The sequence below is a fragment of the Brachybacterium zhongshanense genome, from assembly GCF_055385755.1.
This window is the reverse complement of sequence record NZ_AP043790.1, coordinates 2,415,493-2,435,460: the sequence shown is the minus strand read 5'-3', so window position 1 is coordinate 2,435,460 and position 19,968 is coordinate 2,415,493. Positions and strand designations below refer to the sequence as shown.

The 19,968-nt window shown below is 70.8% G+C and carries 12 protein-coding genes; 10 read left to right on the top strand and 2 right to left on the bottom strand.

Annotated elements, in window-relative coordinates; all coding sequences use genetic code 11:
* The 3 genes from ACZ5AJ_RS10970 to ACZ5AJ_RS10960 all read left to right on the top strand — a co-directional run bounded on the left by ACZ5AJ_RS10970 (window position 1) and on the right by ACZ5AJ_RS10960 (window position 4,286).
* A complete protein-coding gene (locus ACZ5AJ_RS10970) occupies window positions 1-951 on the top strand; it encodes an ABC transporter ATP-binding protein (protein WP_464134273.1) in 951 nt (316 codons plus the stop codon).
* Between the two features lie 159 nt (window positions 952-1,110).
* Window positions 1,111-2,157 carry an iron-siderophore ABC transporter substrate-binding protein gene (locus ACZ5AJ_RS10965; protein WP_464134270.1) on the top strand — a complete coding sequence of 349 codons (1,047 nt, stop codon included), beginning with the start codon at window positions 1,111-1,113 and terminating at the stop codon, window positions 2,155-2,157.
* A complete protein-coding gene (locus tag ACZ5AJ_RS10960) occupies window positions 2,154-4,286 on the top strand; it encodes an iron ABC transporter permease (protein WP_464134266.1) in 2,133 nt (710 codons plus the stop codon). The genes ACZ5AJ_RS10965 and ACZ5AJ_RS10960 overlap by 4 nt, the downstream gene beginning before the upstream one ends.
* Here ACZ5AJ_RS10960 and ACZ5AJ_RS10955 read toward each other — a convergent pair.
* Window positions 4,225-5,400, bottom strand: coding sequence for an ornithine cyclodeaminase (locus ACZ5AJ_RS10955; RefSeq protein ID WP_464134263.1), 1,176 nt, complete (start codon window positions 5,398-5,400; stop codon window positions 4,225-4,227). The genes ACZ5AJ_RS10960 and ACZ5AJ_RS10955 overlap by 62 nt on opposite strands.
* 225 nt (window positions 5,401-5,625) lie before the next feature.
* Here ACZ5AJ_RS10955 and ACZ5AJ_RS10950 point away from each other — a divergent pair, with 225 nt between their 5' ends.
* The 6 genes from ACZ5AJ_RS10950 to ACZ5AJ_RS10925 all read left to right on the top strand — a co-directional run bounded on the left by ACZ5AJ_RS10950 (window position 5,626) and on the right by ACZ5AJ_RS10925 (window position 11,909).
* Window positions 5,626-6,783, top strand: coding sequence for a LacI family DNA-binding transcriptional regulator (locus ACZ5AJ_RS10950; RefSeq protein WP_464134259.1), 1,158 nt, complete (start codon window positions 5,626-5,628; stop codon window positions 6,781-6,783).
* Window positions 6,784-6,916: 133 nt separating this feature from the next.
* The gene (locus tag ACZ5AJ_RS10945) at window positions 6,917-8,482 is read left to right on the top strand and encodes an FAD-dependent oxidoreductase (protein ID WP_464134256.1); all 1,566 of its coding nucleotides are present in this window, start codon (window positions 6,917-6,919) and stop codon (window positions 8,480-8,482) included.
* A 110-nt stretch (window positions 8,483-8,592) separates the two neighbouring features.
* Window positions 8,593-9,003, top strand: coding sequence for a hypothetical protein (locus tag ACZ5AJ_RS10940; protein ID WP_464134253.1), 411 nt, complete (start codon window positions 8,593-8,595; stop codon window positions 9,001-9,003).
* Entirely contained in the window at window positions 8,889-9,878 is a 990-nt protein-coding gene (locus ACZ5AJ_RS10935) for an extracellular solute-binding protein (RefSeq protein ID WP_464138759.1), read from the top strand. The genes ACZ5AJ_RS10940 and ACZ5AJ_RS10935 overlap by 115 nt, the downstream gene beginning before the upstream one ends.
* A gap of 149 nt (window positions 9,879-10,027) precedes the next feature.
* Window positions 10,028-10,864 (top strand): carbohydrate ABC transporter permease, encoded by an 837-nt coding sequence (locus ACZ5AJ_RS10930; protein WP_464134249.1) that lies wholly within the window; start codon window positions 10,028-10,030, stop codon window positions 10,862-10,864.
* Between the two features lie 208 nt (window positions 10,865-11,072).
* A complete protein-coding gene (locus ACZ5AJ_RS10925; protein ID WP_464134245.1) occupies window positions 11,073-11,909 on the top strand; it encodes a carbohydrate ABC transporter permease in 837 nt (278 codons plus the stop codon).
* Between the two features lie 279 nt (window positions 11,910-12,188).
* On the opposite strand, the gene pulA is transcribed toward ACZ5AJ_RS10925, so the two are convergent.
* Window positions 12,189-18,827: a pullulanase-type alpha-1,6-glucosidase gene (pulA, locus tag ACZ5AJ_RS10920; RefSeq protein WP_464134242.1), complete on the bottom strand. Its 6,639-nt coding sequence runs from the start codon at window positions 18,825-18,827 to the stop codon at window positions 12,189-12,191.
* 372 nt (window positions 18,828-19,199) lie between these two features.
* On the opposite strand from pulA, the gene ACZ5AJ_RS10915 reads away from it, so the two are divergent.
* Window positions 19,200-19,862, top strand: coding sequence for a DinB family protein (locus ACZ5AJ_RS10915; protein WP_464134238.1), 663 nt, complete (start codon window positions 19,200-19,202; stop codon window positions 19,860-19,862).
* Window positions 19,863-19,968: the final 106 nt, after the last annotated feature.

Genomic DNA, 19,968 nt, shown 5'->3' with positions numbered 1-19,968 from the left:
GTGCCTGTCGATCTCGAGAACCCTGCCGACTGCTCCGAGAGCGCCCCTGCGAACGCCCCCGCTCTGACCGGCGAGGACCTGCGGCTCCGCTACGGGCGCACGCCGGTCGTGCACGGGGTCTCCATCGAGCTGACCCCGGGGAAGGTCACCGCTCTGCTGGGCCCCAACGGGAGCGGGAAGTCCACCGTCCTGCGATCGCTGGCCCGGCTGCACCCTCTGGATGCCGGAGAGGTCAGCATCGCCGTCGGCCCGGGGCCGGACCCCGCCGCCGCATCGGATGCAGGGCGCGGGGCCGGATCGGGCACGGGCCGCGAAGCCGGGGCGGGAAGCACGCTCCGCAGCGCCTCGCTGCTCAGCGCCAAGGAGCTCGCACGGGCCCTCACGCTGTTCTCGCAGTCCCGGACCAGTCCCCAGGGGCTCTCGGTGCGGGACGTCGTCGCCTTCGGCCGTCATCCCCACCGTCGGCGGTTCGCCGGCCTCACCGACGCCGATCGTGCCGCGATCGACCATGCGATGGAGCTGACCGGCATCGCCGCCTTCGCCGATCGTGGCGTGGGCGAGCTCTCCGGCGGGGAGATGCAGCGTGTGTGGCTCGCGTCCTGCCTCGCCCAGGACACCGCCATCGTGCTGCTGGACGAGCCCACCAACCATCTCGACCTGCGCTACCAGATCGAGACCCTGGACCTCGTGCGTGACCTCGCCGAGCTCCATGGCGTGGCCGTCGGCATCGTCCTGCACGACCTCGACCATGCCGCCCGCATCGCCGACCACGTGATCCTGCTGCGCTCGGGCCGCGTCCACGCGGCCGGGTCCGCGCTGGAGGTGCTCACCTCCGAGAACCTCAGCGAGGTCTACGACATCCCCATCGACGCCGCGGTCGACCCGGTCGACGGGCGACTGCGGATCGAGGCCCGCGGCCGCCACGGCGCCCGGGTCGCCGCCCCCGTCTGACATCCCTGCCTGACGCTCTGTCGGGCATCCTGCTCGACGCACCGTCGGGCACGTCAGTCCACCCGACTCGGCGGTCGTTCCCTGACGTTCCGATCGCCGTGCCCGGCGGGCATCCCGCCCGTCGGTCCTGCGGCTCCGCCGCCCGTCCCAGGAGAACCGATGACCCGTATCCCCCGGCGCGCCCTCGCCGCCCTCGCCGCGCTCGCGGCCTCCGCCGCCCTCGCCGCCTGCGGCACCACCGAGGTCCCCGAGACCGATGCCGCCACCGCCTCCGGCACCGCTGACGCGATCAGCGACTCGTGCGCCGAGGACACCACCGAGACCTCCACCGATCCGGTCACCCTCACCGACGACCTCGGCCGCACCGTCGAGCTCGATCAGCCCGCCGAGCGCGTCGCCGTGCTCGAATGGCAGCAGACCGAGGATCTGCTGACCCTGTGCATCGCGCCCGTCGCCGTCGCCGACGTCGAGGGCTACTCCACATGGGACACCGCCGAGGTGCTGCCCGAGGGCACGACCGATGTCGGCAGCCGCGGCGAGCCCAACATGGACGCTCTCGCCGCCGCCGATCCCGACCTGATCATCGTCGAGGTCTCCGGGGAGGACGATCCGGTCGTCGAGCAGCTCGAGTCCCTCGACGTGCCGGTCCTCGCGACCGTCGGAGCCGACGCCTCCGATCCGATCGGCACCATGAAGGGCCTGTTCACCCTCATCGGCGACGCCACCGGTCGCAGCGAGCGGGCGCAGGTCGTCCTCGACGAGTTCGACGAGCACGTCGCCGAGGCGAAGCAGCAGGTCGCCGATGCGGACCTGGCCACCACCGACTTCGTGTACTTCGACGGCTGGGTCGACGGCGGCAACGTGGCGATCCGGCCCTTCGGCGAGGGCGCGCTCTTCTCTGCCCTCGGTGAGGAGCTGGGCCTGAACTGCGTGTGGACGGAGGAGACCGATCCGACCTACGGCCTCGGCCAGACGGACATCGAGGGCCTCACCGCCGTCGGCGACGCGAACCTGATCTACACCTCGACCGACGACCCCGCAGGCAGCTACGTCACCGAGCTCGAGAAGAACGACGTGTGGACCTCGCTGCCGGCCGTCCAGGAGGGCCGGGCCTACGGATTCCCCGCCGGCATCTGGACCTTCGGAGGCCCCCGCTCCTCCGAGCAGGCCATCGACGCGTACGTCGACATCCTGACGGCCTCGTGACCGTCACCTCCGAGGCGCCGACCGGCCCGTCGGCCGACCCCTCCTCCGCCCCGACCCGCAGCGTCCGAGAGTCGCTGCGGGTCGGGGCGGGCGGGGTTCTCGGCGGGATCGCGACGCTGATCCTGCTGGCCCTCGCCGTCGTCCTCGTCGGAGCCTGGCATCTCACTCAGGGCACCTCCGGCGTCGGCCTGCAGGACCTGCTGGCCTATCTCGCGGGCGCCGACGACACCGTCGGAGGCGTCGCCATCTCCGACATCTTCACCGCCTCCCGCCTGCCGCGGCTGCTCGCGGGCGTCGCCGTCGGCATGGCCCTCGGCTGCGCCGGAGCGCTCCTGCAGTCCGTCTCCCGCAACGCGCTGGCCAGCCCCGACACGCTCGCCGTCACGGCCGGCTCCTACTTCATGCTGTGCCTGGTCGCGGCGTTCAACATCTCCGTGCCGCTGTGGGCATCCAGCGGCGTCGCCTTCCTCGGCGGTCTGCTCGCCGCCGGAGTGGTGCTCGCGCTCGCCGGCGGCGCCGGATCCTCGACGACGCGGCTGGTCCTCGCCGGCTCCGCGGTCGCCATGGCGCTCCAGTCCGGCAGCTCCATGCTGCTGATCCTCTTCGAGGCCGAGACCACGGGCCTCTACGCCTGGGGCAGCGGATCGCTCGCCCAGCTGAACCTCACCGCCTCCCTGCGCGCCCTGCCGGTCATCGCGATCGTGCTGGTGGTGGCGCTGGTGCTCTCCCGCCGCCTGGACGTGCTGGGCCTCGGGGACGACGCCGCCTCCAGCCTCGGCGTGCCCGTGCGCTCGACCCGCGTGATCGCGGTCGTCGCCGCGGTGCTGCTGACCTCCACGGCCGTCACCGTCGCCGGTCCCATCGCCTTCGTCGGGCTGGGCGCGCCCGTGCTGGCGAGGCTCCTCGGCGGCGCCGTGCGCTCCCTGAACCGTCACCTGCTGCTGGTCCCCGCCTCGGGGCTGATCGGTGCCCTCGTGGTGCTGCTCGCCGACGCGACCATCCGTGCGATCCTCGGCCCACGGGGCGCGACGGCGGTGCCCACCGGAATCCCCACGGCACTGCTGGGCGCGCTCGTCATCATCCTGATGGCCCGTCGGCTCCCGGACTCGGGGCCCGCCAAGCAGCCCCCGCAGGCCCGCACCGGACTGCGCTCCCGACGCCGGTTCCTGATCGCCCTCGCGATCAGTGCCGCGGCCCTGGCCGGGATCGCCCTGCTGGGCCTGCTCGCCGGCAGCATGTGGCTGAGGACAGGGGACATCGTGCTGTGGATCCAGGGGGAGGCGCCCCGTCTCGTCGACCGGGCCCTCGGGGAGCGCCTGCCGAGGACCAGCGCTGCCGTCCTCGCCGGCGCCGCCCTCGCGCTCGCCGGCTGCATCGTCCAGTCCACCGTGCGCAATCCGCTCGCCGAGCCCGGTCTGCTCGGCATCACTGCAGGCGCCGGCCTCGGCGCGGTCGTCGTGGTGACGCTGCTGGGCACGAGCCGCCCGCTCATGATCACCTGCGCCGTCCTCGCCGGCATCGCCACCTTCGTGCTCATCGGCCTGCTGGCCTGGCGCGGGGGCCTCGCCCCGGAGCGGTTCGTGCTGGTGGGCATCGGCGTCGGCTACGGGATGAGCGCACTGAGCTCGTTCCTGCTGCTGCAGGCCAACGCCTGGGACACCCCGAGCATCATGACCTGGCTGTCCGGGACCACCTATGGCCGGCAGCTCAGCGACGTGGTCCCCGTGCTGATCGCGCTGGCGGTCGCGACCCCGCTGCTGCTGGGCCTGCACCGCGAGCTCGACCTGCTGTCGATCGACGAGGACTCCCCGCGGATCCTCGGGGTGCGCCTCGAACGCACCCGGGTGCTGGTGCTGGGCCTGGCGGCGGTCCTCGCCGCGATCAGCGTGATCGCCGTGGGCGTCGTCGGGTTCGTGGGCCTGGTCGCCCCGCATCTCGCCCGGGCCCTCGTCGGCGGACGCCACCTGCGCACGATCCCCGTGGCGATGCTGCTAGGCGGGGTGCTCGTCGGCCTCGCCGACGCCCTCGGCCGCTCCCTCATCGCACCCAGTCAGATCCCCGCCGGGCTCATGGTCTCCCTGATCGGGGCGCCGTACTTCGTGTGGCTGCTGTGGAGGTCCCGGGCCTGAGCGGACCGTCCCTGGCCGGTGCGGAGGCATCCTGGCCGATCAGGGAGTACAGGTCCTTCGGGTCCGACGGCGCGGCCACCAGGTCGAGGGGCGCGACCAGGTCCGTGCCGGCGGTCGCCCCGTGGGCGAGCCGCAGCACGGAGAAGTCGGCGAGCGCGAACCCGACGGAGTCGAACAGGGTGATCTCCTGCTCGGGGTCCGCGTCCCCGGGTGCCCGTCCCCCCTCATGACCGGCGACGATCCGCCACAGCTCGGTGACGGGCAGATCCGGCTCGACCTGCTGGATCTCGCCCTCGATGCGGGTCTGTGGTGCGAACTCGACGACGACCCGGGCTGCTCTCACGACCTCGGGATCGAGCTCGGTCTTGCCCGGGCAGTCGCCGCCGATCGCGTTCAGGTGCATGCCCGGTCGCAGGTCACCGCGGTGCAGGACCGCCTGGTGTGCCTTCGCGGCCGTGCAGGTGGTGACGACGTCGGCCCCCTCGAGCACCTCGCTGATGCTCCCGGCGACCTCGATGCCGAAGCCGAGCGGTCCGAGGTTCCGCCGCAGCTTCGCGACCGCCGCCGGATCCGGATCCAGCACGCGCAGCCGGTCCAGACCGAGCACGGCGCGCATCGCCAGCGCCTGGAACTCCGCCTGCGACCCTGCCCCGATCATGGCGTGGACCCGGGCTCCGCGGCGGGCGAGATGGCCTGCGGCCAGCGCCGACGTCGCCGCGGTGCGCAGCGCCGTCAGGATCGTCATCTCGGCGATGAGCAGCGGATAGCCGGTCCCGACGTCGGCGAGGGCGCCGAAGGCGGTGACCGTCTGCAGGCCGCGTGAGGGATTGATCGGATGGCCGTTGACGTACTTGAACGAGTAGAGGCGGCCGTCGGAGACGGGCATCAGCTCGATCACGCCGACGGGGGAGTGGCTCGCGATCCGAGGGATCTTCTCGAACTCCTCCCATCGGCGCAGGTCCGCCTCGAGGTGGCCGACGAGCCTCTTCAGGACCTGCTCGACGCCGTCGCGCCGCAGCCAGCGCACCGTCCCGGCGACATCGAGCAGCGAGGGCTGCGCCGACGGAGCAGCGACTCCCGCTGCGGCGGGATCGTGACCGTGCTCGCCGGACATGGCGACCTCCCTTCGGCCGACGCCTCGTCGCGTCGGCTCAGCGTGATCCTCCGAGCGTAGGCCCCGAGCGCGGGCCCCGTCGGATCCCGGCGCGACGGGACGCTTGCCGTCATGCGCATAACCTGTTTCGCTCGCAGTCACCGGGTCGGCACCGACGCCGCTCGGGGATCGGCGACATGGTGGTCGCCGGAGATGCGAGAGGACGGTCCGCACACGCCGGACGACATGCCGACGCCGCACCGCAGGCCGACCCAGGCCGACGTCGCCCGTGAGGCCGGCGTCAGCCAGGCAGCGGTGTCGATGGCGCTGAACGGCGGTCCCGCGGCGGAGGGACGGCTGACCGAGCAGACCCGACAGCGGATCCTCGCCGCGGTCGAGGAGACCGGCTACTGGGGCAACCTGGCGGCCAGACAGCTCGCCGGAGGCCGCACCTCTGTGCTCGGGGTGTTCACCTACGAGCCGGTCTTCCCTCACGCCGCGAGCGACTTCTACTACCCGTTCCTGCAGGGCATCGAGGCGGAGGCGCTGCAGCACGACGTCGACCTGCTGCTGTTCACCTCCAGCCATCGCTCCCGCGAGGGCACCGGCGTCCAGGGGCTCAGGGACTGGGCGCGGAGGGGGCGTCTGCAGATGACCGACGGGTGCATCCTCCTGGGACGGCACAGCGAGGGCCGGGATCTCGCCGAGCTCCTCGCGCACGAGTTCCCCTTCGTCTTCGTCGGGCGACGGGAGGCCGACGGCGCCGCGGTGCCCTACGTCGGAGCCGACTACGAGAGTGGGACGTCGGCGCTCGTCGAGCGTCTCGTCCAGCTCGGTCACCGCCGGATCGCGCTCGCCCTGGAGTACCCCGACCACGAGTCGGGAGTGGATCGGCGCCGCGGGTTCGACGGTGCCGTGCGCCGGACCGGGGCGACGCCGCTGATGCTGGACGCCTCCGTCGAGGATCCCTCGTCGCTGCTCGAGGACGTGATCGGCACCGGCACCACCGCGATCGCCGCGACCCCGGACATCGCCGCGAGGCTGCGGATGGATGCGCTGCGGCGCGGCATGAACGTCCCCGGCGATCTGTCGATCGCGCGGCTCGGCGACCCCGAGGAGCCCGACCGCACCGCCGTGGCCTGGAGCGGCTTCAGCGTCCCGCGACACGAGATGGGAGCGGGCGCGGTGAGGACGCTGCGTCGGCTCCTCCACGAGCCCTCTGTGATGCACGACCCCGAGCGCCTCGCCCGGCTGCAGGTCCTGCTCCCGTGCACGGTGCACGTCGGAAGCACCGTCGGCGCCCCGCTGAGTCCGCCGCCCAGCCCGGAGCCCGGCCCGAAGCCCGGGGCGACGTCGATCCCCCGCACAGCCCTGTCCCCCGACACCCAGGAGACCATCCGATGACCCTGCACCGCTCCCGGCCCGAGTCGCCCGACGCCTCTGACGCACCCCGGACCAGTGCGTCGGTCGCACCCGGGCCGATGCTTCGCGCGGCTTCCGCGTCGACCTGCTCATCGTCGGCGGCGGGCTCGGCGGGGTGGCGGCGGCCCTCGCCGCCGCCAGGCACGGCCTGCGCGTCCATCTCACGGAGGAGCACGCCTGGCTCGGCGGCCAGCTGACCAGCCAGGGAGTCCCGCCCGACGAGCATCCCTGGATCGAGGAGATCGGCTGCACCGCCTCCTACCGGCGCCTGCGCGACGGCATCCGGGAGCACTACCGCCGCAGCTATCCGCTGACCGAGGCGGCCCGGGCCCGGGAGGACCTCAACCCCGGTGCGGGCTGGGTCTCCAAGCTGTGCCACGAGCCGAGAGCAGGAGTCGCGGTGATCGAGGAGATGATCGCCCCGCACACCGCGAGCCGCCGACTGACCGTCGAGCGCGGGGTGCGCCCGACGGCGGCCCGGATGCAGGGCGATGCGGTGCGCTCGGTGACCCTGCGGTCGGTCACGACGGGGGAGGAGCGCACGATCGAGGCCGCCTACGTCATCGACGCCACCGAGACCGGGGAGCTGCTGCCCCTGACCGGCACCGAGCATGTCACGGGATTCGAGTCGCGGGCCGAGACCGGGGAGCCGAGCGCACCCGACGAGCCGCAGCCGGAGAACATCCAGGCCCTGACCTACTGCTTCGCCGTCGACCACATCGAGGGAGAGGATCACACGATCCCCCGTCCCGAGCGCTATGAGCACTGGCGTTCCGTCCAGCCGGCGTTCTGGGGAGGACCGCTGCTGTCCTGGACCGCGCCCGACCCCCGCACCCTCGACATCGGCCACCGGCACTTCGAGCCCAATCCCGGCGACGACGCGCTCGCGGTGACCGCCGACCAGTCCCAGGACCCCGGCGACGGAAACCTCTGGACCTTCCGGCGCATCATTGCGAAGGACCTCTTCGAACCGGGCGCCTTCGCGAGCGACATCTGCCTGATCAACTGGCCCAGCATCGACTACTTCGAGCATCCCGTCCTGGACGCGGACGAGCAGGAGCGCACGGAGCGCCTGGCCGACGCCAAGCAGCTCTCGCTGTCGATGCTGCACTGGATGCAGACGGAGGCGCCTCGGCCCGACGGCGGGCGCGGCTGGCCCGGACTGCGTCTGCGGGCCGACGTGATGGGCACCGAGGACGGGCTCGCCATGGCCCCCTATCATCGCGAGTCCCGTCGGATACGGGGGCTCGAGACCGTCCGCGAGCAGGACGTCTCCGGGGCGATCCGCGGCGGCGCAGGAGCTCGCAGCTACCCCGACTCGGTGGGGATCGGCATGTACCGCATCGACCTGCACCCCTCCACCGGCGGTGACAACTACATCGACGTCCCCGCGGAGCCCTTCGAGATCCCGCTGGGAGCGCTCATCCCCCGACGCACCACGAACCTGCTCGCCGCCTGCAAGAACATCTCCACCACACACATCACCAACGGGTGCTATCGACTGCATCCCGTCGAATGGAACCTCGGGGAGGCGGCGGGCCTGCTGGTCGCGCACTGCCTGCGCGAGGAGACGACACCCCATGCCGTGCACGGCTCCGAGCAGCAGGTCGCCGACCTCCAGACGCTGCTCGTCGCCGACGGCGTCGAGCTGCGGTGGCCCGACACCGTCCACGGCTACTGACGCTGCTGACAGCTGCTGACGGCTGCTGATCGCAGCGCCCGCAGCACCTCGCCCCCGCTGCACACCCACCCTTCCAGCAGAGCCTCACCGATCCTTCGAAGGAGAAGATCATGATCACCCGCCGACAGCTCGCCACGGGCGGCGTCCTCGCCGCGGCGCTCGGCCTCGGCGCCGCCTCCTGCGGCACCGGGGGCGACAACGCGCCCGACGGACCCGTCGAGCTCCGCATGACCGTGTGGACCGCCGACGAGGCCCACCTCGCCCTCTTCCAGGAGATCGCCGATGAGTACGTCCAGGAGCACGCCGACACCGTCAGCGGCGTCACCTTCGAGAGCATCCCGTTCGAGGACTACACGACGTCCCTGACCACGCAGCTCTCCGGGGCAACGCGCCCGACCTGGCCTGGATCCTGGAGAGCTCGGGACCCGAGTTCGTCGAGTCCGGGGCCCTGGTCGAGGTCGGACAGACCCTGGAGGCCGCCGACGGCTACGCCTTCGACGACATCGACCCGGCCGCCCTGACGCTGTGGCAGAGCGACGAGGGCCTGTTCGCCTACCCGTTCTCCAACTCGCCGTTCTGCATGTTCCTCAACACCACCCGGCTCCAGGACGCCGAGCAGGAGGACCTGGTCGCTCTCTTCGAGGACGGCGGATGGACCTACGACGCGGCGTTCGAGGTCAGTGCTGCGAGTGTCGAGGCGCTCGGAGGAGCTGGCCTGGTCGTGCGTGACTTCGGCTACGAGACCTGGGACAACCTCGCGAGCGTCTGGGCCGGATACGGTGCCCGCGCCTGGAGCGAGGACGGCACCGAATGCGAGTTCGCGCAGCAGCCGATGGTCGACGCGATGACCGACCTGCACGAGGCCGCCTTCGTCACCGGGGCGATGCCGGGCCCGGGCGACGACGTCGACCTCTTCGGAGGCCAGACCACCATGACCATCACCCAGATCTCCCGGGCCTCCTCGCTCGACGGCTCCTTCGACTGGGACGTGCTGCCTCTGCCCTCCGGGCCCGCTCTCCAGCAGAACGTCGTCGGACAGGCAGGGATCGGCGTGCTCGCCCAGGGGCAGGCCCCCGAGATCGCCGCGGACTTCCTCGCGCACTTCACCGCTCCGGCAGCCGCGGAGAGGCTCGCGCAGTTCTTCCCGCCGCCGCGCCGGTCCCTGCTGACCGTCGAGACGATGGCCGCCGGCAATCCGCTGCTCGATGAGGACCAGCTGCAGAGGGCCGTCATCGACGGGACCGTCGACGCGATCACCAAGCCCTCCCACCGGCGGTTCGCCGAGCTGCAGACCACCGTCCGCAGCGCGCTGGACCCGCTCTGGACGGCCGACGCCGACGTCCCCGCCGTCCTGGAAGACGTGTGCGCCGCCGCCCAGCCGCTGCTCGACTCATGACCGCCTCGGCCTCGGCTCGCGGTCCCGGGCGCTCCGCGCGTCCGGGATCTCCCGCTCGTCCCGGATCTCCCGACCATCCGGGATCTCCTGCCCGTCCAGGACGGCCAGGATCGTGGCAGCGCCGCGATTCGCTGCTGGGCTACCTCTTCGTGGCTCCGAGCGTGCTGGGTGCGATCATCCTGGTCATCGTGCCGCTGGGCGCTGTCGCCTGGTACTCGCTGCATGACTGGAACGCGCTGTCGGGACAGTTCCGCTTCGTCGTCGCGGAGAACTATGCGGCGCTCGTCGAGGACCGCACGCTGCGTGCCTCTCTGCTGGCGACCGTGCTGTTCTCGGCGGGCATCGTGGTCCTGAACATCTCGCTTGCACTCCTGCTGGCCGTCCTGCTGAACCAGAAGGTCCGCGGGACGACCTTCTTCCGGGTGCTGTTCTTCTCCCCGGTGGTGGTCTCCCTGGTCGCCTGGTCGATCGTGTGGGGGTTCCTCCTGCAGAACACCGGCGGCATCAACGGCCTGCTCTCGACGATCGGCATCACCGGGCCGAACTGGCTCCGGGGGGGATGGACGGCGCTGGCCGCCGTCGTCGTCGTGCAGGTGTTCAAGAACGTCGGACTGAACATAGTGCTGTTCCTGGCGGCGCTGCAGGGCGTCCCCGAGGAGATGCTGGAGGCGGCCCGCATCGACGGCGCCGGCGCGCTGCGCCGCTTCGTCTCGATCACGATCCCGCTGATCAGCCCCACCGTCATGCTCGTCTCGATCATCACCGTGGTGGGGTCGCTCGAGACCTTCGCCCTGATCGACGTCCTGACCGCGGGCGGGCCGGGGAACTCGACCAACGTGCTCGTCTACTACTTCTACCAGCAGGCGTTCCGGTTCAACGACTTCGGCTATGCGAGCGCGATCGCGATGCTCCTGTTCATGATCGTCCTGGCGCTGACCCTCCTGCAATGGCAGACCCGCCGGAGGTGGGTGCACCATGAGAGCTGACATCCATCCGAACCTCCGACAGGGCGGCATCCTGGAACCGTCCGACGGCGAGGAGGTCCCCCGCTCGGGCGACGGCGCAGGTTCCGGCGGTCGCGCCGAGTCGGGCAGTCGTGCCGGTTCCGGCGGTCGCACCGGCGCAGGTGGCGAGCAGAGCGGGCCGACAGGAAGGGCCAGTGGTGCGGGGTCGTCCGCGCCGAGGCCCCGTCGCATGCGCGGGTCCCGCCGTCGGACCGTCCTGGTTCTCGCGCTGATGGTGGTGCTCGCGATCCCGTTCGTCTTCCCCACCTGGTGGATGATCTCCTCGAGCCTGAAGACCACCAGCGAGATCCTCCAGGTGCCGCCGTCGCTGTGGCCCGAGAGCCCGGATCTGTCCGCCTATCGCTCGGTGTTCGAGCTCCAGCCCTTCGCCCGCCAGTACTTCAACAGCGTGTACATCGCGGTGCTGGTGACCGCGGGGACGATGGCGGTCTCCGCGCTCGCCGGGTACGGCTTCGCCCGGATCCGCTTCCGCGGTCAGAACGTGCTGTTCCTGATCGTGCTGGTGGGGCTCCTGGTGCCGATCGAGGTGACCATCGTGCCCATGTTCCGGGCCGTCAGCGCACTCGGCCTGATCGACACCCACTGGCCGCTGATCATCATCCCGATCTTCGGGGCCCCGAGCGTGCTCGCGACCTTCATCATGCGGCAGTTCTTCGTGGGGATCCCCGACGAGCTCGAGGAGGCGGGACGCATCGACGGTCTCGGCCGATGGGGGATCTTCCGACGTGTTGCGCTGCCGCTGGCCGGACCGGCTCTCGCCTCGGTCGCGATCATCACGTTCCTGAAGTCCTGGAACATGTACCTCGAGCCGGTGGTGTTCCTCTCCAGCCAGGAGAACTTCACGCTGCCTCGCGCCCTCACGCAGTACGTCGACGCCTATGGCGGGCCCATGTGGAACATCCAGCTGGCGGCGACGACGCTCACCGCCGTGCCGGTGCTGATCGTCTTCGTTCTGGCCCAGCGCCACTTCATACAGGGTCTGGCGCAGTCCGGGCTGAAGGGCTGACGAACCGAAGGAGCGTCGCCGGGGGAACGGCCTGCTCGGCGTGGTCCCGTCCCGGACGGGCCGTCGAGGAGGGGCTGCACCGCGGCGCGCGTGATGTGCGCCGCGGTGCGGTGATCGACGTCGGGCCGTTCCCCCTCCCTCAAAGGGTGCGGCCCGACGTCTCTCGCTCACCCGAGGCCGCGCTCATCCGGAGAGACCGGCGCGGCCGCGGGGAGATCTGGGGCCGACGGCCATCGGTTCGCGCCGATGGCCGTCGAATGGTGCGGAGGGGACCCTGAGTCAGTCGCCCTTGCCGCCGGGGCCACCGGAGCCTCCGCCGCCGCTGCTGTCTCCGGCGCTGCTGCCGATCGCCGACCGGATGCTGCGGGACCGTGCGACGAGACCGACGCCGAGCGCGATGGCGGTCACGACCGCCGCTGCGAGCGGAAGCAGCTCGATCCCCGTGCGGGCGAGCGGACCGGAGGACTCCTCCTGCCCATCGGCCTGGGTGCTGTCGTCCCCGTCGGCCGACGGGCCGGCATCGGACGCACCGTCATCGGAGGCGGTGCCGTCGGTTCCGGTGCCGTCGGGTGCAGCGGAGCCGTCGTCCCCGGTCTGGCCGGAGCCGGTGCCGTCGCCCGACCCGTCGGTGCCGTCATCAGCGCCGTCCTGACCGGTTCCGTCCTGGTCGGAGCCGGCGCCGTCATCAGTGCCGTCCTCGCCATCGGTCCCGTCCCCGGTCCCGTCGCTTCCGTCGTCGGTGCCGCCTCCGGTGCCGTCGGGTGCAGCGGAGCCGTCGTCCCCGGTCTGGCCGGAGCCGGTGCCGTCGCCCGACCCGTCGGTGCCGTCATCAGCGCCGTCCTGACCGGTTCCGTCCTGGTCGGAGCCGGCGCCGTCATCAGTGCCGTCCTCGCCATCGGTCCCGCCTCCGGTCCCGTCGCTTCCGTCGTCGGTGCCGCCTCCGGTCCCGTCGCTTCCGTCGTCGGTGCCGCCTCCGGTGCCGTCGTCACCATCGTCGGTGCCGCCGTCTCCGCCGCCGGTGCCGTCATCGCCGCCGCCGGTGCCGTCGTCGGCCTGCGGGGCGACGAACACGGCGACCGTGGCTGCAGGGACCGTGGCAGTGCCGGTCGCGGCGTCCCAGGTGGACTCCTTGACGATCTCGTCGGAACCGTCGGCCTGGATCGGCGAGAGCTCGTAGTCGAGACCCTCCATGCCGTCGATGGCCTCGGAGATCGGCTCGCCCGAGGCGTTGAAGACGATCACGATGCCGTCGAGGGCGGAGTCCGCGTCCTCGCCCACGGTGTCGTCGATCCGCATGACCAGCAGGCCCGCGGTCGCATCGGCACCGGAGTTCGGGAAGGTGACCTTCTGCGTGATCAGGTCCGCGTCACCGAGGGTGAACAGGTTCGAGGACGAGCGCAGACGCAGCAGGTCCAGGGTCACGTCGCTGCTCAGGGCGATGTCCTCGGCGCTCGGCGTCTTCGACTCGTCCTCCAGCATCGGGGTGATCAGGTCCCAGGCTTCGCCGTTCTTCTCCTCGATGGGCAGACCGCTGCCGAAGCCGTTGGTCTGCTCGGACCAGTCGATCGTGTTGAAGTGGTCGCCCGAGTTGTAGCTGTCGCGGTCCATCGACTTCGAGCGCAGCAGATCGGTGCCGCCGGCCCAGAACGACGGCGACTGACCGAGGGTCACGGTCGCCAGAGACAGGGTGTTCATGCGCACCCGCGTCTCCATGCTCGCGTCCTGGGGCAGCTTCCACACGTTCATGTCGTACAGCGCCTCGTTGTCGTGCGCGTCGACATAGTTCACCGACTCCTCCGGACGGGTCGCGTACCCGGCGGATGCGCCGTTGTAGTCGATCTCGTCGCCGCGCTTGACGGTCCCGTCAGAGGTGAGCAGCTCGTAGTCGGCGAGGTTGCCGGCCATGGCGAGACGGATCAGATCCGTCTGATGCAGCAGCGTCTGGTACTGCTCCTCCTCGCTGGACTCGGAGTACCCGTTGGGCATGGTGTACGCGCCGTTGCCGAAGCCCTGGTTCGTGCGCTTGTCCGTGTCGAACGGGCTGCCGCCGTGGACGGCATCGCGCAGTCGATCGTTGAAGGCTCCGATCGAGGTGCCGCCCAGCTGGCCCTGCGTGGCCTGCGTGAAGCGGGCGTTGTCGGCGACCTCGCCGAAGTTCCAGCCCTCGCCGTACAGGTAGATGCTCGAGCCGTCGACGCCGTCGTCCTCGAGGGTGAGCTCATCGAGAGCCTCGCGGACGGCCAGCATGTTCTCCACGGAGCTGTGGCCCATGAGGTCGAAGCGGAAGCCGTCGACGTGGTACTCGCGCGCCCACAGCACGGTGGAGTCCACCATGAGCTTCTGCGCCATCGTGTTCTCCGTCGCCACGTTCGAGCAGCAGGTGGAGTCTTCCACGGTGCCCTCGAGGCTGAGCCGCTGGTAGTAGCCGGGCACGATGCGGTCCAGCACGCTGTCCTCGTCCTGCCCGGAGGCCGCGGTGTGGTTGTACACCTGGTCGAGCACGACCTGCAGGCCCATGGAATGGAGGTTCCCGACCATGGAGCGGAACTCGCTGGTGCGGTCGCCGCCGACCTGATTGCCCTCGGTGGCGTAGGAGCCCTCGGGGGTCATGTAGTGCAGCGGGTCGTAGCCCCAGTTGTAGGCGTCCTGGTCGGCGACCGCGGACACCGCTGCCTGCTGCTCGGTCGACGCCGGGCCCGCCCCCTCGGGGATGTCGGGCACGGCCTGCTCGGCACGGTCCTCCTCGATGGTGGCGATGTCGAAGGTCGGCAGGAGGTGCACCGTCGTGATGCCCGCGTCGGAGAGCTCCTGCAGGCGGGCGGTGCCCGTCGAGCCCTCGGCACCGAACGCGGCATAGGTGCCGCGCAGGTCCTCGGACAGGGCCTCGTCCTCCGCGGAGAAGTCGCGCACGTGCAGCTCGTAGATCGTCTGATCGGCGAACTGCTCGACGACGGGCGCGGCGGTGTCCGACCAGATCTCCGGAGCCCAGCGCGGGTCGTCGAGATCCAGCAGCACCGAATGCGTGGAGTTCAGCGTCAGGCCGGTGGAGTACGGGTCGGTGACGAGGTTGGTCTCCACCTGCCCGGTCTCGGGGACATAGACCTCGACCGCATAGCGGTAGGCGAGGTCCTCCCAGTCGGCGGGACCGCTCGCCGTCCACACGCCGTCAGCTCCGCGCTCCATCTCGATCTCGGTCGGCGTCGCGGCCGCGAGCTCGGCGGAGAGCTCGCTCCCGGTCGATCCGGCATCGGCCACGGACCCGACGCCGTCGAACAGCTGGAGCGTGACCTCCTTGGCGGTCGGCGCCCACAGGGAGAGGGTGACGGAGCCGTCCTCGCCGAAGACCGGGCCGAGATCGGCGCCCTCCGCGTCGTCGGCGAACAGGGCGTCGAGCACTCCGGCGATCTGGATTCCGGTGAAGGCCTCGATCGAGCCGTCCTCGGCGATCTGCGCGACCATGAGCTCGCCGCGCAGCGCCTCCTCGAGATCGGCGGTGTCGACGCCGGAGAGATCCAGGGCGAGGAAGTCGGACAGATGGGCGCGGTCCTCGAGCTCCTCCTCGGAGAGCGCGCCGTCGCGCAGGGTCAGGGTGCCCAGCTGCTCGCCCCCGGTGATCTCGCCGTCGGCGACGCCCAGGCCGCCCTCGGGGGAGGACCACAGCTCGAAGGTCCTCGAGGAGGCGTCATCGCCGACGAGGTAGTCGGGCCAGGCGATGGTGTCGGCGTCCACGAAGTGCGCCAGCTGCTTGCCCTGTCCCGCGGTGAGCGGGTCCTCGGACTCGATGGTCAGGACATGGGTGGCGATGTCGTAGCTGAACGTCACGATCTTGCCCTCTTGCGTCGAGAAGCCCATGTTCTCCCCGTCGCGCGCTCCGTCGGCCCCGTAGTTCTCGTCCCAGGAGCCTCCGTGGACGACCTTCGTCTCGTACGAGCCGGTCGGGATGGCATCGGTGGAGAAGGTGTAGACCCCATCGCCGTCGGCGTCCTGCATCCAGGTGCGCATGCAGGACGGCATCCAGTCCTCCGGGCAGCCGAGGGCCGCGTTGAAGGAGCCGGGCAGGGTCACGAAGGGACCCTCGGCGCTGGAGCTGACGACGTGGGTGGTCGGGTCGTACCAGAAGGTGATGCTGCCGCCCTCGGTCGTGTAGCTGATGTTGTCGCCGCCGGGCACGCCGCCGGCACCGTAGTTCACGTCCCAGGTGCCGTCGATGGCCGCCTTGTACTCGTAGGTGCCGGCGGGGATGTCGAAGGTGCCCGTGTACATGCCGGAGTCGGCGTCGAGGCTGAGCCGTGCGGCCTCGCAGGCCGGAGCCCAGTCAGCGGTGCAGCCCATGGCCGCGTTGTGGCTGCCGGGCAGGGTCACGAAGGCGGCGTCCCCGTCGGAGCCGGAGTCGTCGTCGGACGGTCCCTCGGCCGACAGGTCCGCGCCGACGACGGCGGTGGCCGAGTCGGCGACCCGGTTCCCGGCGGCGTCGGTGGACACCGCCCGGTACTCGATCAGAGTGCCGGTGGCCAGGTCGGAGACGTCGTGGAAGACGCGGGGGCTGTCATCCTCGGCGGTGCCGAGCGAGGTCCAGGAGGTCTCGCCGGCCAGACGGTAGCTGAAGGTGGTCTCCGCCCAGCGCCCGTCGGCGACATCGGCGGTGATCGCGGCCTCGCCGCTGACCTCGGCGCCGTCGGCGATGCCCAGGCTGATCGCCTGCGCGTCCCCGGCCGCGGCGACCTGCTGGTCGGCGACCAGCACGACGGCGTCCAGCGAGGGGACGGTGATCGTGACGGTGCCGTCGGCATCGGCCGTGACGGTCTGATCCTGTCCGAACAGGGTCGTGTAGGTGGCGCCCGGCGTGAGCGTGCTCAGCGTGACGGTCTGCTCGGAGGAGGCGTTGTTCAGGGCGACCAGATGCTCGATCTTCTCGTCGCGATCGACGCGGGAGAAGGCGTAGACCCCGGGGCCGTCCTCGGCGTACAGCTCGATCTGCGCACCCGTGGACAGGGCGGGCGTGGAGCTGCGCAGGGAGGCCAGCTCGCTGATCAGGGTGTACAGCTCGGCCTCCTCGTCGAAGTGGTCGCCGGTGCCGTAGGAGCTGCCGTCGACGAGGGTGTCGTCGAGGTAGGAGTCGACCTGGCTGGCGAACATGGACTGGCGGGCGTCCTTGTCCACGCCGTCGCCCACGAAACCCTGCTCGTCACCGTAGTAGATGACGGGCTGTCCGCGGGTCAGGAGCATCGTCTCGTTGGCGAGGGCGGTGCGCTCGTCGAGGCGGTCGGAGTCCTTCAGGAGATAGCCGATGCGGCCCATGTCGTGGTTTCCGAGGAACGTGGGCAGATCCGCGGCCGACGAGCTCGCCGTCGTGTACAGGTCGTCGTCGGCGTAGAGGGAGGCGAGACCCTGCGCGGTGAACCCCTTGGCCCAGTTCGTCGCCGCAGCCTGGAAGGCGAAGTCGAGCACGGAGTCCATCTCCGTCTCGCGGACGTAGGGGGAGAGGAGCTCGGCGTCGGCATCGTAGACCTCGCCGAAGGTGAAGAAGTCCTCGCCTGCGGGAGTGGCGGCCTGATGCTCGACGAGGGTGTCGGTGAAGTGCTGCCAGAACGAGAAGTCCACGTGCTTGACGGTGTCGATGCGGAAGCCGTCGATGCCGAAGTCCATCCAGGTGGTGTAGATGTCCTCCATCGTCTCGAGGACCACCGGATCCTCGGTCATGAGGTCATCGAGCCCGTTGAAGTCGCCGAAGGTGACGGACTCGCCGGTCCAGGTCGAGTTGCCGCGGTTGTGGTAAAGCGTGACGTCGTTGAGGACCTCGGGGACCATCACGGTGTTCTCCTCCGAGCGCACCGGCGTGTAGGGGAAGGAGGTCTCGGCGTCGAGCTCCGGGAAGTCCTCGGACTGCGCCAGGGCGGTCACGTCGACCGCGTCTCCGTTCGCGTCGAGGTAGGGGGAGGTCTCCTGGTCGACGTAGTCGTAGGTGCCCTCCTCATAGTCGATCAGGTCGGCCGTGTGGTTGGTGATGATGTCGAAGTAGACCTTGATGCCGCGGGAGTGCGCGTCGTCGATCAGGGCCTCGAGCTCCTCGTTGGTGCCCAGATGCGGATCGATCGTGGTGAAGTCGGTGACCCAGTAGCCGTGGTACCCGGCGCTGGCGTCATCGCCCTCGCCCTGGACCGGATTGTTGGTGAACGACGGGGTCAGCCAGATCGCGGAGACCCCCAGGTCCTCGATGTAGTCCAGCTGCGAACGCAGCCCGGCGAGGTCGCCTCCCTGGTAGAAGCCATTGTCCGTCGGGTCGTAGCCCGTGGTGAGTCGGTCGCCCTCGAGGCCGCCCTCGTCGTTGGAGGAGTCGCCGTTCTCGAAGCGGTCGGTCAGCACGAAGTAGAAGACCTGCCCGCCGCCCGGATGACGGTAGGGCTCCTCGGCGAGGTCGGCATCCTCGTCGGTGTACTCCTCGCGCGCCTCCGCCAGCGCGACCGAGAGGCGCTTCGTGGAGGTGTCGAAGCGGAAGGTCACCTCGGTGGGCGCAGCGACCGCCAGCGGGATGTTGTCCTCGCCGCCGTCGAGCCCGTAGGACTCGTCCCAGCTGCCGCCGACCGCGACCTTCACCTCCCACTGCCCGGCGGGCACGGTGAAGGTCGAGGAGTGGACGCCGTCCTCTCCGGTCGCGGCGAGCTTCGTCGCGTCGCAGTCCGCCAGCCAGTCGTCGTCGCAGCCGAGCTCGGCCTGCAGGGACCCAGTGAGCACCACGTCCCCGGGGCCGACGGCACGGACCATCGGTGCCGTGCCGATCATGCTGACGCTCGCCAGCAGCAGGGCTCCGAGCACGGCGATCACGCGCAGGTGGACCGGGTGCTCGCGGGATACGAGCAGCACGCGCGCTGAGCGCGAGCTCGGCAGGGGGTCGAGAGAGCGTGACCTCGAGGAGGACATGCAGGACTCCTTCGTCCGGGCAGATGCCGGTGGGGAACGACGGGGAACGGTGTGCTGCAGAGCGGAGGGGAGAGGCCGCTCTTGCAGTTCTTGCGGGCATCTTCGGCGCATCGCTGCGCGGTAGGCCCGCATCGACCATACGAGTCGGTCTGAATCGCCTCAAGAGATTCGGCGCGTTCTGCAAGAATTTTCAGTCACGACTCGATCACGGGCGGGTCGGCGCCCTGCACGACGTGCGCGACCGGCTGAGGAACGTGCCCGAGGGAGGGGCGGCCGACGGGCGCCGCGGCTGACGGGCCCCGCGGCTGGCAGGCGCCGTGGCGGAGCTGCGGACCATGAGGCGGTGCTGCGGGCCATGAGAGGGTGCGTCCCATGGCCCGCTCCCACCCCGATGCTCACCCCGATCCTGACGCCGAGCTCGACGCCGATCCTCGTCCCGATCCTGGCGCCGAGCTCGGCTCGAGCGGGCCCGCCCCCAGTGCCCCCGACGCCGTCGCCGATGGCGGTGCACCCGTCGTCGTCGGGACTGCTGACATCCGTACGGGCGGGCCGAAGCTCGGCACCGAGCGCGAGCAGCTGGACGCCTGGCTCGCCGAGTACCGTCAGGCGCTCCTCCTGAAGATCGATGGCCTCACGCCTGTGCAGCTGGCGGCGCGCTCAGTCCCGCCGTCGGCCCTGAGCCTGCTCGGGATCGTCCGTCATCTCGCGGAGGTCGAGGAGTACTGGCTGCGTGAGGTGCTGCATGGCATCGAGGTGCCTCTGCGCTGGTCCTCGCAGGAGGAGCCCGATGGCGACATCGACGGTGCGAGGGCCTCCACCGCTGCCGACGATGTGCAGACCTACCTGCGCGTGATCGCTACGACCGCGGCAGACGCCGCCCGCTGGGAGGATCTCGACATCCCTGTCACCGGGCTGCGTCACGGCCAGGAGCTGAACCTGCGGTGGATCCTCACGCACCTGATCGAGGAGTACGCCCGGCACCTGGGACATGCGGATCTGCTGCGCGAGGCGATCGACGGGTCGACCGGGTACTGACGGCTCGACCGGGTCCTGACGGTTCGACCGGGTACTGACGGCTCGACCGGGTCCTGACGTGGTGAAGGTCCGTCGGGATTGCCCTGACCGGTCGTCTCGCCCGCTC

What these genes read in the sequence shown, in the direction of transcription:
- ACZ5AJ_RS10965 (WP_464134270.1), top strand. Translation starts at nt 1,111, where the DNA reads ATGACCCGTATCCCCCGGCGCGCCCTCGCCGCCCTCGCCGCGCTCGCG.
- ACZ5AJ_RS10955 (WP_464134263.1), bottom strand. Translation starts at nt 5,400, where the DNA reads ATGTCCGGCGAGCACGGTCACGATCCCGCCGCAGCGGGAGTCGCTGCT.
- ACZ5AJ_RS10950 (WP_464134259.1), top strand. Translation starts at nt 5,626, where the DNA reads ATGCCGACGCCGCACCGCAGGCCGACCCAGGCCGACGTCGCCCGTGAG.
- ACZ5AJ_RS10940 (WP_464134253.1), top strand. Translation starts at nt 8,593, where the DNA reads ATGATCACCCGCCGACAGCTCGCCACGGGCGGCGTCCTCGCCGCGGCG.
- ACZ5AJ_RS10925 (WP_464134245.1), top strand. Translation starts at nt 11,073, where the DNA reads ATGCGCGGGTCCCGCCGTCGGACCGTCCTGGTTCTCGCGCTGATGGTG.
- pulA (WP_464134242.1), bottom strand. Translation starts at nt 18,827, where the DNA reads ATGTCCTCCTCGAGGTCACGCTCTCTCGACCCCCTGCCGAGCTCGCGC.
- ACZ5AJ_RS10915 (WP_464134238.1), top strand. Translation starts at nt 19,200, where the DNA reads ATGGCCCGCTCCCACCCCGATGCTCACCCCGATCCTGACGCCGAGCTC.